The sequence below is a fragment of the Peribacillus sp. YIM B13481 genome (assembly GCF_042787985.1).
Classification (GTDB): Bacteria; Bacillota; Bacilli; order Bacillales; family DSM-1321; genus Peribacillus; species Peribacillus simplex_A.
The window spans coordinates 23,618-34,739 of sequence record NZ_JBHZPE010000048.1 but is presented as its reverse complement, the minus strand read 5'-3'; the positions used below and the strand labels follow the sequence as shown (position 1 = coordinate 34,739).

General features: G+C 40.3%; 14 protein-coding genes and 6 tRNA genes. 1 reads left to right on the top strand and 19 read right to left on the bottom strand.

Annotation, left to right across the window (positions count from 1 at the left end):
• Position 1: 1 nt before the first annotated feature.
• The 7 genes from ACFX4X_RS20770 to ACFX4X_RS20740 form a co-directional block, all read right to left on the bottom strand.
• Positions 2–77: transfer RNA gene (locus ACFX4X_RS20770), tRNA-Lys, on the bottom strand.
• Between the two features lie 9 nt (positions 78–86).
• Positions 87–161: transfer RNA gene (locus ACFX4X_RS20765), tRNA-Gln, on the bottom strand.
• 76 nt (positions 162–237) lie between these two features.
• Positions 238–313, bottom strand: a tRNA-Asp gene (locus ACFX4X_RS20760).
• A gap of 25 nt (positions 314–338) precedes the next feature.
• Positions 339–410, bottom strand: a tRNA-Glu gene (locus ACFX4X_RS20755).
• A gap of 17 nt (positions 411–427) precedes the next feature.
• Positions 428–518: transfer RNA gene (locus ACFX4X_RS20750), tRNA-Ser, on the bottom strand.
• Positions 519–524: 6 nt separating this feature from the next.
• Positions 525–599 (bottom strand) — tRNA-Asn (locus ACFX4X_RS20745).
• Between the two features lie 133 nt (positions 600–732).
• A complete protein-coding gene (locus tag ACFX4X_RS20740; protein WP_061461193.1) occupies positions 733–1,212 on the bottom strand; it encodes a SprT family protein in 480 nt (159 codons plus the stop codon).
• Between the two features lie 83 nt (positions 1,213–1,295).
• On the opposite strand from ACFX4X_RS20740, the gene cmpA reads away from it, so the two are divergent.
• Positions 1,296–1,415, top strand: a complete 120-nt coding sequence (cmpA, locus tag ACFX4X_RS20735) for a cortex morphogenetic protein CmpA (protein WP_089364909.1) — start codon at positions 1,296–1,298, stop codon at positions 1,413–1,415.
• A gap of 79 nt (positions 1,416–1,494) precedes the next feature.
• Here cmpA and ACFX4X_RS20730 read toward each other — a convergent pair whose 3' ends face one another.
• The 12 genes from ACFX4X_RS20730 to alr form a co-directional block, all read right to left on the bottom strand.
• Positions 1,495–3,678, bottom strand: a complete 2,184-nt coding sequence (locus ACFX4X_RS20730) for a Tex family protein (protein WP_377385985.1) — start codon at positions 3,676–3,678, stop codon at positions 1,495–1,497.
• Positions 3,679–3,770: 92 nt separating this feature from the next.
• On the bottom strand, positions 3,771–4,382 hold the full coding sequence (locus tag ACFX4X_RS20725; RefSeq protein WP_250211736.1) for a PP2C family serine/threonine-protein phosphatase: 612 nt from the start codon (positions 4,380–4,382) through the stop codon (positions 3,771–3,773).
• Positions 4,379–5,167 carry an RNA polymerase sigma factor SigB gene (gene sigB, locus ACFX4X_RS20720; RefSeq protein ID WP_377385981.1) on the bottom strand — a complete coding sequence of 263 codons (789 nt, stop codon included), beginning with the start codon at positions 5,165–5,167 and terminating at the stop codon, positions 4,379–4,381. The genes ACFX4X_RS20725 and sigB overlap by 4 nt, the downstream gene beginning before the upstream one ends.
• Entirely contained in the window at positions 5,145–5,618 is a 474-nt protein-coding gene (rsbW, locus tag ACFX4X_RS20715) for an anti-sigma B factor RsbW (protein WP_061461190.1), read from the bottom strand. The genes sigB and rsbW overlap by 23 nt, the downstream gene beginning before the upstream one ends.
• Positions 5,615–5,947 carry an anti-sigma factor antagonist gene (locus ACFX4X_RS20710; protein ID WP_061461189.1) on the bottom strand — a complete coding sequence of 111 codons (333 nt, stop codon included), beginning with the start codon at positions 5,945–5,947 and terminating at the stop codon, positions 5,615–5,617. The genes rsbW and ACFX4X_RS20710 overlap by 4 nt, the downstream gene beginning before the upstream one ends.
• A gap of 59 nt (positions 5,948–6,006) precedes the next feature.
• Complete coding sequence (locus ACFX4X_RS20705; protein ID WP_089364911.1) at positions 6,007–7,017, bottom strand: PP2C family protein-serine/threonine phosphatase; 1,011 nt, start codon at positions 7,015–7,017, stop codon at positions 6,007–6,009.
• A gap of 9 nt (positions 7,018–7,026) precedes the next feature.
• The gene (locus tag ACFX4X_RS20700; protein WP_061461187.1) at positions 7,027–7,428 is read right to left on the bottom strand and encodes an anti-sigma regulatory factor; all 402 of its coding nucleotides are present in this window, start codon (positions 7,426–7,428) and stop codon (positions 7,027–7,029) included.
• Between the two features lie 3 nt (positions 7,429–7,431).
• Positions 7,432–7,788, bottom strand: a complete 357-nt coding sequence (locus tag ACFX4X_RS20695; RefSeq protein WP_061461186.1) for an STAS domain-containing protein — start codon at positions 7,786–7,788, stop codon at positions 7,432–7,434.
• A 2-nt stretch (positions 7,789–7,790) separates the two neighbouring features.
• Positions 7,791–8,618, bottom strand: coding sequence for an RsbT co-antagonist protein RsbRA (locus ACFX4X_RS20690; RefSeq protein ID WP_377385975.1), 828 nt, complete (start codon positions 8,616–8,618; stop codon positions 7,791–7,793).
• A 470-nt stretch (positions 8,619–9,088) separates the two neighbouring features.
• Positions 9,089–9,439 carry a type II toxin-antitoxin system PemK/MazF family toxin gene (locus ACFX4X_RS20685; protein WP_034306610.1) on the bottom strand — a complete coding sequence of 117 codons (351 nt, stop codon included), beginning with the start codon at positions 9,437–9,439 and terminating at the stop codon, positions 9,089–9,091.
• Between the two features lie 7 nt (positions 9,440–9,446).
• The gene (locus ACFX4X_RS20680; protein WP_061465936.1) at positions 9,447–9,728 is read right to left on the bottom strand and encodes a CopG family ribbon-helix-helix protein; all 282 of its coding nucleotides are present in this window, start codon (positions 9,726–9,728) and stop codon (positions 9,447–9,449) included.
• Positions 9,729–9,887: 159 nt separating this feature from the next.
• On the bottom strand, positions 9,888–11,051 hold the full coding sequence (gene alr / locus ACFX4X_RS20675; protein ID WP_377385988.1) for an alanine racemase: 1,164 nt from the start codon (positions 11,049–11,051) through the stop codon (positions 9,888–9,890).
• Positions 11,052–11,122 lie beyond the last annotated feature (71 nt).

The window sequence follows — 11,122 nt, the reverse complement described above, 5'->3', positions numbered from 1 at the left end:
ATGGTGAGCCATGAAGGATTCGAACCTTCGACCCTCTGATTAAAAGTCAGATGCTCTACCAACTGAGCTAATGGCTCTAAATAAAATGGCTGGGCTAGAAGGGATCGAACCTTCGCATGACGGAATCAAAATCCGTTGCCTTACCGCTTGGCTATAGCCCAACAATCAAATACTTTTTAATGGCCAGGTTAATATTATATCACAATAATATTATTTCAGCAAGTATTTTTTTAAAAATGGCGGTCCCGACGGGAATCGAACCCGCGATCTCCTGCGTGACAGGCAGGCATGTTAACCGCTACACCACGGGACCAGCATAATAATTTTGTGAATAAAAGTGACCCATACGGGATTCGAACCCGTGTTACCGCCGTGAAAGGGCGGTGTCTTAACCGCTTGACCAATGGGCCTTGATAAAATATGTAACTGGCGGAGAAGGAGGGATTTGAACCCTCGCGCCGCTTACGCGACCTACACCCTTAGCAGGGGCGCCTCTTCAGCCTCTTGAGTACTTCCCCAAAAAATGGCTCCGCAGGTAGGACTCGAACCTACGACCGTTCGGTTAACAGCCGAATGCTCTACCACTGAGCTACTGCGGAATAATGAAAATTGGGTTCCTTTTTCATGCTCAAGGACCTTAGTGTTTGTCGTGAAGAACAAGTTGTTATCTTGTCGACTCTTATGATTATAAAGAGGTTACAACCTAAAGTCAAGGGTTCTTTTGTGTCTTTTTTAAATTTCTGTTTTTCCCTCTTTAAACCCTTGGTAAATCAATGTTCCGCGACATTTACCACAAACGAAACGGGTAGTGTCGATTCGTTTTTTTCTTATATACACCTGCTGACAGTCTTTACATTTATATTGAATAGTATTCATCTTTCTCTTTACTTGATTTGATTGTAGTGGCTCGCAAAATCTCGGTGCCCCCACTTTTTTGAGCAATTGCTTAAAGTCTGCATCACGATGCTGATACCCTTTCTTCTCGAGGTGCAGATGATAATGGCACAATTCATGTTTTATGATACCAATCATTTCTCCCACACCGCGTTCATCAAGATACTTCTTATTAATTTCAATATTGTGTGAACGGAGCAAGTATCGTCCTCCTGTAGTTCGAAGACGAGGGTTAAAAGTGGCTACATGCCTAAAGGCCTTTTTAAAGTCTTTCAACGAAATTTCTTCAACCAGTTTTTGCAATTGCAGATTATCCATTTCCCCCTCCCTTTCCTTGGTAACATGACAACCCATTATAACATAGACTAATAAAACAATAGGAAACTAAGGGAGGAAAAGCTATGCCTAATTGGTTCCAGAATCAAATCCGTAAAGCCTTTTATGAAAAGGATTATTATCAAGTGAAGATGTTGAATCAATGTTGGTTTTTTTATCAAAAGAAGGAAAGTCTCCGATTATAGATTCAACTATGTTCGAAATATAACATACATTTGCTTCCCCAAAAAAACCCCTTCTAATATAGAAGGAGCTTACCATAGGCTAGTTTTGATTCTTTGGCTCGAGCATAGTTAAAGATACCCTTTGCTTTTGAGAGTCGACCAGTTCTACCCAAACCGTCACAACATCCCCAACGGCAACTATATCCAATGGGTGTTTTACAAACCGATTGCTTAGTTTGGAAATATGCACAAGTCCGTCCTGTTTAACACCGATGTCCACAAACGCACCGAAATCCACAACATTCCTCACTGTGCCTTGTAATTCCATCCCAGTTTGCAGATCCTCCATTTTTAGCACATCTTGCTTAAGCAGTGGTTTTGATAATTCATCCCGAGGATCTCTTCCCGGTTTCATCAAATCATCTATGATATCTTTAATCGTAATTTCCCCAATTTCCAAAACATTTACTAATTCCGCCGGATTTAGTTTACCTAACTCTTCATTCAGTGCATCACTGCCTAAATCCTCAGATGTGAATCCCATTTTCTTTAACAATTTATTCACGGCACTGTAGTTCTCAGGATGTATCGCGGTTTGATCCAAAGGTTCATCTCCATTAATGATACGCAAGAACCCTATGCATTGTTCATATGTTTTGGCGCCAAGTCGGGGAATCTTCTTTAATTCCTTCCTGCTAGCAAACTTCCCTTCCACTTCCCTTTTCTTCACAATATTTTGAGCAACTGATTTTGATAAACCAGCTACATATTGTAATAGGGACGATGAAGCGGTATTGACGTTAACTCCCACCTGGTTAACAGCTGTCTCTACTACAAAAGAAAGAGATTCCGTTAACTTTTTCTGGGACACATCATGTTGATACTGACCTACCCCCACTGATTGAGGATCAATTTTTACAAGTTCGGCAAGGGGATCTTGAAGCCTTCTGCCTATAGATACGGCGCTTCTCTGTTCTACTTGAAGATCCGGAAACTCTTCACGGGCAATATCTGAGGCAGAGTATACACTTGCCCCCGCTTCATTAACAATGATATAAGAAATATTTCCTTTCACTTCCTTTAGAATATCCGCGATGAATTGCTCTGATTCACGTGATGCCGTCCCATTGCCGATTGCCACAATTTCAACTGAGAACCGCTGAAGTATTTCGATCGTTTTTTCGCGGGCAGCATTAAACTTCGCAACAGGGGGATGCGGATAGATTACACTAATATCGAGTACCTTTCCCGTTTCATCAATAACAGCCAATTTACAGCCCGTCCGATATGCCGGATCTAGAGCTAGGACCACTTTCCCTTTAAGCGGGGGTTGCAGGAGCAAGTTCCGGAGATTTTCAGAGAAAATGTGGATAGCTTGATCCTCTGCTTTTTCCGTCAGCTCTTTCCTGATTTCCCGTTCTACCGAAGGCATGATCAAACGCTTGAGTCCATCCTCAATCGCTGATTTAAGGACACTTTGGGCTTCAGATTTGTTATTTTTAATGATTTTCCGTTCCAGATGACCAATGATGATTTCAGTCCGAGGCTGAATGGATATTCGTAAAACCTCTTCCTTTTCACCTCTGTTAAGCGCTAAGACCCGATGTGGTACGATCCTTTGAACTGGCTCCTCATATTCATAGTACATCTCGAAGATTCTTTTCTCGTCCTTCTCCTCATTTTTTACGGCCGAAACTATTTTTCCCGCTTTGAAAATCTCCGCCCTCATCCACTTCCTTAATTCCGCGTCATCAGAAATATGTTCTGCTATGATATCCTGCGCTCCTGCAATAGCCTCTTCAATAGAAGTAACTTCTTTTTCTGCCGATACGAATTCTGCGGCTTTTTCGCTAACTCGAGCTTGCATTTGACATTCAAGAAGCCATTTAGCCAGTGGTTCAAGCCCCTTTTCTTTAGCGACCGTCGCCTTCGTTCTCCTTTTTTGCTTGAATGGCCTGTATAAATCCTCGACTTCCTGAAGTTTTGTTGCCTTCTCGATTTGTCTTTTTAATTCTTCCGTCAATTTTCCCTGTTCACCAATCGAACGCGTAACTTCCATTTTCCTCTGCCCAAGGTTTTCTAGATAGTTCCACCTTTCCATAACGGAACGAATCTGCACTTCATCAAGCGAACCCGTCATTTCTTTTCTATACCGGGCAATAAATGGTACAGTATTCCCCTCTTGCAGCATCTGTATGACGTTTTGAACTTGATTATTTTTCAAAGTTAGCTCATTGGATATTTGTTTAATCAATTCTTTTAATGTATCTTCTACAACGATCATTTTGTTTACCTCCAAGCTTTTAATCTAATATGTATAGTCTAGCAAATGAGGGATGAAGTTGCGAATCCATTACAAAAAAGCTCACTTCCGATTTATGGCGAAAGTAAGCTTCCTAAAATGAAAGTTGTATCATCTGCAGTTACTGGACTGCTTTCTAAAATGCATTGGGCGTTCTTATCGATAGGGACAAGCCTTTTTAAAAAAGATTTAGCTCCCTTAAGTTCTAGACCATCGGAATGAAGAATGAATTTTGCATTAGGTTCATATTTGTAGCTCTGCGTCCTGTATTTTTGCTTCCTGCCGGATAAATACCCTGTAACAGGTAAAGGGTAAACAAGATGGTCCTCGCTTGGATTATACAGAAAAAAGCGGATGTTCCCAACTGAACTGTATATAAATTCATTCTTTTCATAAAATATCTTCAAAATGGAAACGGCTGCCCCCCGCTTATCGATTAAAACTTGATTACATACTGCCATTAGTGATTCTACATCCAACTCATGATTACGTTTAACTTCCTCGATGACGGCATGGGAGGATTCGTAAGCATTTTTCCCGCTACCTAGCCCATCTGCCAGTACACACACAAAGTATTCTTTCGTATGAAGAAAGAAGTAATCATCACCGCAATAAACCATCCCGTTTTTAGAGGATTGAGAGACAAGGACTTCTATTTTTTCTTCCCTCAGAATATCTTTGATCACTGTATTAACTCCGAGTTTTCAGCGTTAATGGCTTCCTGAAGTTTCTTGATTGCGCGGCGCTGGAGTCTTGATACATGCATTTGGGAAATTCCAAGTTTATCGCCCGCTTCTTTTTGACTTAAATTTTCTAGATAAGTATGTTGAATGATCATCTTTTCACGGTCACTCAACACATGCAGCACCTTTTCAAGCACTAGGCGCTGATTGACCTTTTCAAAACCTTCATCGACATTTCCGAAAATATCAAGCAATGTGACCGTACCACCATCGGAATCCGCCTCAATAGAATGATCAACAGATAACGCTTGATAGCTTTTACCCATTTCCATCGCTTCTAAAACTTCTTCTTCAGTAACCCCTATACAATCGGCTATTTCATCTATTCTTGGTGAACGGTGCAGAGTCGTCGTTAATTCCTCAACAGTCACCCTGATTTTCGGACCAAGTTCCTTAATTCTTCTTGGCACATGAACACTCCATGTTTTGTCACGCAAGAACCTCTTGATTTCCCCGATTATTGTAGGAACGGCAAATGCCTCAAAGCTTTTACCGAAAGATTCATCATATCTTCGAATGGCACCTAACAAACCAATCATGCCGACTTGAGAGATATCCTCCTGAAATGATTTCCCCTTTGCATACTTTCGGGAGATTGTTTCAACCAAACTTTTATAATGGATGACCAGTTTACTCTGTGCGTCATCATCTTGGTTCTGCTGATAAGCTCTAATCCATTCATTTACCTGTTCCCTTTGTGCCTGATTAGGTTGAGACTGTTTTTGCATCCATCTCCACCTGCTCTCCTTCTAAAAACTTAGTCATAAATACTGTAACCCCGTCATGCTGATGAATTTTCACATCATCCATCAGAGTTTCAATGAGGTAAAGACCCAAGCCTCCTTCTCTCAAGAGCTCGACTTTTTGTCCATTTTCGTATGGACCGATTCCTTGACGAATCTCTTCGAAATTACAGCTCTTACCACTATCAGAAACCATGACCTCCAAACGGTCAGGATAAAGCCCGAAACTCACTTTCACTTCACCTTTTTCAGAATCCTTATATGCATGCTGTACCGCATTTGTACAAGCCTCACTGGTAGCGATTTTCAAATCCTCGATTTCATCATACGCAAATCCCATCCGGCTACCTATTCCAGATAGCGTTAAACGAATGACACCGATGAACTCTGGTTTTGCAGGTATTTTCATTTCGATGTAATCATATACTTGACTCATTCTAACCCACCCTCTGTACCACTTTTTATATCAATGATATCTGCAAGACCCGTAATATCGAATAAACGTCGTAACCTTTCTGATAAACCAACTAAAGTGAATTCGCCATCATGTGCCCTTACGCTTTTAAAAGCACCGACAAATACTCCAAGTCCCGTACTATCCATATAGGAAACTTCAGTTAAATCAATAATAATCGAAACATTGTCCTGCTCTGATATTGGAAATAGTGATTCTCTTAGTTTTGGTGCAGTATAGGCATCGATTTCACCTTTTAGTTTTACAATAAATTCATTATTTAATTCATTAACATCTACTGTTATATTCATCCTTGACCCACCTCTTCAAATCCTCTTCATTCCTATATCTATACCCTGTGGAAAAAATACTAAACATTTGATTTTAAAATTATTAATGTGAAATCATCCCTTAGTTGGAAGTTCTGCATTTTCTCCAATTGCTTATAAATATTATTCACCATTTCCTGGGCTTGTAAGTGCATATTCTTTTTAATGAAACCAATTAGCGTTTCCCTTTCTATGAACCCATCATTTGTCCGGCACTCGGTCACTCCATCAGATAATAAAATAATCATATCTCCGCGATTCACCGTTTTTTCATATTGGCGATACCTTGTTTTTTTATCAACTCCAAGCAACAAACCTTTTGCATCCAAATCGCTAAAAGTACCTGAAGCGGCGTCATAGTAAAAACCAGGTTCATGCCCCGCTGAAGCATAGGAAAATTGCCTGTCATGCGGATCATATAAGCCATAGAACATGGTTATGAACATACTTGGATCTACATTATGCTCCACAACACGGTTTAAACTCTCAAGCACGCTTTTCGGTTCATGACGATGCTCCGGAAGACTATCCATCGCATATTTAATCATCGACATGCACAATGCAGCAGGAATCCCTTTGCCTATTACGTCGGCAATCCCTACCCCGATACGCTCATTTTCATCTTGGACGAAGTGATAATAATCTCCATTCATCTGTCTGGCCGGAACACTTATCACCCCAATTTCAAGAGCTTTGATATCAGGAATTTCCGTTTCCAAAAGAGTATGTTGAACGTTTGCCGCGATCTCAATTTCCGTTTTCAGTTCCTGCTGTTGATGTCTAAGGCTTTGATGTTCACGGTATGCAATGCCGTATCCCATCATGACTTCTAACAGAAAATCGAATGAATCCAATACTTTTCCCGGTAATTCCGGGTAAAGTTCCATTAAGTTATTTTTATGCATACTGATGATTTCTTCTGGAGATATATTGTATTTTATATGTAGGCGGCTAATCTTTTGTCCTTGGTAGAGTGCCTGCTCATTTTGGTCTTTAAGATAAGTAGAAAGCGCCTCATGATACTTTTTCTCCATGTTCTCCCTAATATCCATAGTCCCCCCCTAACGGAGCCATTTCGTAGCGACAATCTTAGTCCCTTCTCCTGGTATCGATTCAATATCAAAGTCATCCATTAAACGTTTGACTCCAGGAAGGCCTGCCCCCAGTCCCCCTGAGGTGGTATATCCATCTTCCATGACTCTGCGAATATCCTCAATTCCCGGCCCTTGGTCCTCTGCAATGATTTTCAATCCTGACTTCCCATTTATATTTGGCTTTTCTATGCTTACACTGCCTTGTCCAGCATATAAGTATATATTTCGGGCCAATTCGCTTATAGCCGTTGTGATCCTTGCCTGGTCTACAGTACCGAACCCCAACTCTTTAGCGACATTTCTTCCGAGCTGCCTTGCAGCTACGATGTCCCATTCATTTATGATTTTTACGCAGGATTGGAACTCCATTCTTTAATCCCCCAATTCCTGTTGTAATTTCTCCAGGCCTTTCTCTAAATCTAATGCTGTCAAAACACCATCGAGACTAATTCCCAGTTCAATTAATGTTATTGCAACAGCAGGCTGGATCCCCGTAATTACAACCTTTGCCCCCATAAGCTTAGACATGCTAAAGACATCGCCTAATACCTTTGCGATAAAGGAATCTATGAAATCTATTGAGGTTATATCTATAACAACGCCATTTGCGCTTGTTTCATGAATCTTATGCAGTAAGTCCTCTTGAAATTGAAGGGCTGTCACATCATCCAATTCCCACTGAATAGAGACTAACAAGCAGTCATAAAGCTTTAATATCGGAATCCTCATACTTATCCCTCCACCTTTACGATCTTACGGCTCGTTAATTCCAACGCAACTTCTATCCCTTTTTTCAACGTATTTTTTGTAATCACTTCATTTAAATTAATTCCAAGATTAACGATGGTTTGGGCTATTTCAGGGCGAATGCCGCAGAGTATACATTTAGCACCCACTAATCGGACCGCTTCCGCTGCCTGGATGATATGATGAGCAACCATGGTATCCACGACCGGCACACCCGTTATATCAATAAGAACAACTTCAGATCTATGCTTAACCACGCCAGTCAGCAGGTTTTCCATTATCTGTTTGGCACGTTCAGTATCAATTGTGCCAATCAGCGGCATTACCGTAATGCCTTCCAAAACAGGAATGAGCGGTGCCGAAAGTTCTTGCAAGGCTATTTTTTGCAGGGAAACGGTTCTTTCCCAAGTCTGGGTATATATATTGACTATCTCATTATTTATTGGTGTTGCCCATTTATCCAAATGGTTAACAAGATTGACTTGATTCTCAAGAGTCACCAAACCCTTTGCCACCATTCCATTAATGACAATTAACGTGAATTTATGAAGTCCTTCATTGACGAAAGTAAGAGGCCATCCCAATTGGACGACTTTCTCGGCAAAATCTGAAAGCTTTAATGTGAATTCCTTGTTTTTACTATCAACATTCGTAATGATCATATCTATAAATTCACTGCTCGTTTGCGTAAACATTCGATCAGAGACGACTTTAATTAATCTTTCGTCTGTACTTTCCTTCATGATATCCATCCACTCAGTAAGGATGTAATCATGATTTTGCTTAATAAAATCGTAAACCAATTGGTTCATAATATCCTCCCATTCTAACACAATTGCTATGTTTCCCTGTCCTCGTCACAAGGATGTTAACTAACTGTAATGTTCTTTCCACCTGGAATTCCATTGGGTTTCCCCACTACACTTTTCCTTATTTAAGTATCTACAACATAACTACATACCCGAAAATCAGGTAAGGAAAACATCTTTCAAAGTAAAGTTAGGAGGATACCAATAAAAACCAATGAACGTTTAATCCAATATCTAATTGTATACTTTTTTATTCGTCAAATTTTTTATATTTCCTGCTGTAAAAATTGGTACAAATAATACGATTAATTGAATTGAAGAATCTTCATCCTCTGAATTCCTTTATTGTGTACATAAATTTATGTTATTTCATAAAAAAACACGATTCCACTGTTGCAGGAATCGTGCCATCTAATTAAAATTAAGAATGATTTGTATTATAATAACGCCCGGATTAACGGGAAAACGTTTCTCTAAAACTCAATGAGGCCTAGACTGATTTGTAAAGCTTCATTGACCTTTTGCATCATTGGTTCGTCAAGATGCGTAATTTTATCGGTTAAACGCTGCTTATCAATTGTCCGGATCTGTTCTAATAAAATGACGGAATCCCGTTCAAATCCGTACTTTTTGGCATTAATCTCAACATGTGTAGGCAATTTCGCTTTTTGAATTTGAGCTGTAATGGCTGCCACGATCACAGTCGGACTAAAGCGATTACCAATATCATTTTGTAAAATTAGTACCGGACGGGTTCCACCCTGCTCTGAACCGACTACCGGGGAAAGGTCTGCGAAGTATACGTCACCACGCTTAACAACAATCAATGGCTCAGCCTCCGCTAACTAATCGTTCAACGCAATGACCAGCCTCGAATTCAGCCTGAAAGGCTTCAGAAGCAATCGTTAAGTTAATGGCCGCCATTTCAATATAACCGCGTTTCATCGATTCACGAAACTCTTTCTTTTTACGTTCGCGAAGATACATTTTTGTGGCACGATAAATAAATTCACTGCGATTTACATTTTCTTCACTCGCATACCCATCTAACTCTGATAAAAAATTTTGAGGTAATCGAATTAATATCTCTCTTGTTGCGCTGGATTCAGACACAAACATACACCTCCACCATCACTACACACCTTTATTATATATCCTTTTCAATATTACCATTAAATTGCCTATCTGCAAAGAGTATATTCTATTCTCCATCCTATTATCAGCATAATAAAGTAAATCTTATTCACAATCCTAGGATTTTTTTACAATCTGTCATTCCAGGATGAAGTTACGTACATGAATCAACTGATTGTCTTTTATATATACGCGGGGCACTCTTGCTCCTATCATACACGTTACCTCATAATTGATCGTTTCCAGTTTAGCCGCTATCTCATCAACAGTAATCGATTCATCTCCATCGTTCCCAATGAGTGTGACCTCTGTTCCCACAGGGTATGATCGAGGCAGCTTGACCATGCATTGATCCATGCAAATCCTGCCGACAATCGGCACTCTGCTTCCATCCACAAGAACTTCCTGACCTTGCAGCTTACGGATCCAGCCATCAGCATAACCAATCGGCAAAGTCCCAATCCATTCATCACCTTCAGCCGTATATGTTGCTCCATAACTAACGCTTTCACCCTTTGTAAGCTGTTTAACTGCAACCATCTTCGTTCTCAATGATATAGCCTGCTTTAATGGAAATGGCAATATCGGCTTCATTTCCATAGAAGGACTCAAACCATACATGGAAATCCCCATTCTTATCGCATTCGATTCAGGATCGCTAAACCTTAAAGAAGCTGCACTATTGGCTGCATGAATATATTCTGGCCTTCTAATCAAGGCGGAAAGCATTCCTTTAAATGAAGCAAGCTGCTTTTCATAAAAGTCGGTCTTTATTTCATCGGCCGTCGCGAAATGTGTGAATATCCCTTGGAAGTTAAAACACGTTTCCCCATTAAGCAAACTTTCCACTTTCAAGAGTTGGCCTATATCACGAATGCCAATTCTCCCCATGCCGCTATCAACTTTTACATGAACTTGCAGAACTTGTCCCGGTTTCAATAAATCCTTTGCCTTCTCCAACCATGTTACATCGAAAACCGTCACGGAAATCCCATTATCGGCAGCAAGCGCTGCACTTTCAGGCCTCGAAGCCCCAAGTACAAGAATCGGAGCCAATATTCCTTTTTTCCGTAAAGCAAGAGCCTCATCTAAGAAAGCGACACTTAAAAAATCAGCCCCCGCTTCAAGCGCGGTTTTAGCCACTTCATAGTCCCCGTGGCCATAAGCATTCGCTTTAACGACAGCGAAAAGACTAACGCCATTTCTCAGTCTATTTTTCATTGAAGAGATATTTTCAAAAATATTATCCAAATTTACTTCTGCCCACGTATCCCGATGAAAGTTTTTCGTTTCCAAGCCCATTTCCTTCTTTCCTGCACTCACAATAAGATTCTTCCCAATAGCGAAGTTTTCGTTTCATTATAGGACCATTC

Coding starts and splice junctions, on each gene's coding strand:
- ACFX4X_RS20740 (WP_061461193.1), bottom strand. CDS start 1,212: ATGGATAATCTGCAATTGCAAAAACTGGTTGAAGAAATTTCGTTGAAA.
- cmpA (WP_089364909.1), top strand. CDS start 1,296: ATGCCTAATTGGTTCCAGAATCAAATCCGTAAAGCCTTTTATGAAAAG.
- ACFX4X_RS20730 (WP_377385985.1), bottom strand. CDS start 3,678: ATGATCGTTGTAGAAGATACATTAAAAGAATTGATTAAACAAATATCC.
- sigB (WP_377385981.1), bottom strand. CDS start 5,167: ATGCAAAAACAGTCTCAACCTAATCAGGCACAAAGGGAACAGGTAAAT.
- rsbW (WP_061461190.1), bottom strand. CDS start 5,618: ATGAGTCAAGTATATGATTACATCGAAATGAAAATACCTGCAAAACCA.
- ACFX4X_RS20710 (WP_061461189.1), bottom strand. CDS start 5,947: ATGAATATAACAGTAGATGTTAATGAATTAAATAATGAATTTATTGTA.
- ACFX4X_RS20705 (WP_089364911.1), bottom strand. CDS start 7,017: ATGGATATTAGGGAGAACATGGAGAAAAAGTATCATGAGGCGCTTTCT.
- ACFX4X_RS20700 (WP_061461187.1), bottom strand. CDS start 7,428: ATGGAGTTCCAATCCTGCGTAAAAATCATAAATGAATGGGACATCGTA.
- ACFX4X_RS20695 (WP_061461186.1), bottom strand. CDS start 7,788: ATGAGGATTCCGATATTAAAGCTTTATGACTGCTTGTTAGTCTCTATT.
- ACFX4X_RS20690 (WP_377385975.1), bottom strand. CDS start 8,618: ATGAACCAATTGGTTTACGATTTTATTAAGCAAAATCATGATTACATC.
- alr (WP_377385988.1), bottom strand. CDS start 11,051: ATGGGCTTGGAAACGAAAAACTTTCATCGGGATACGTGGGCAGAAGTA.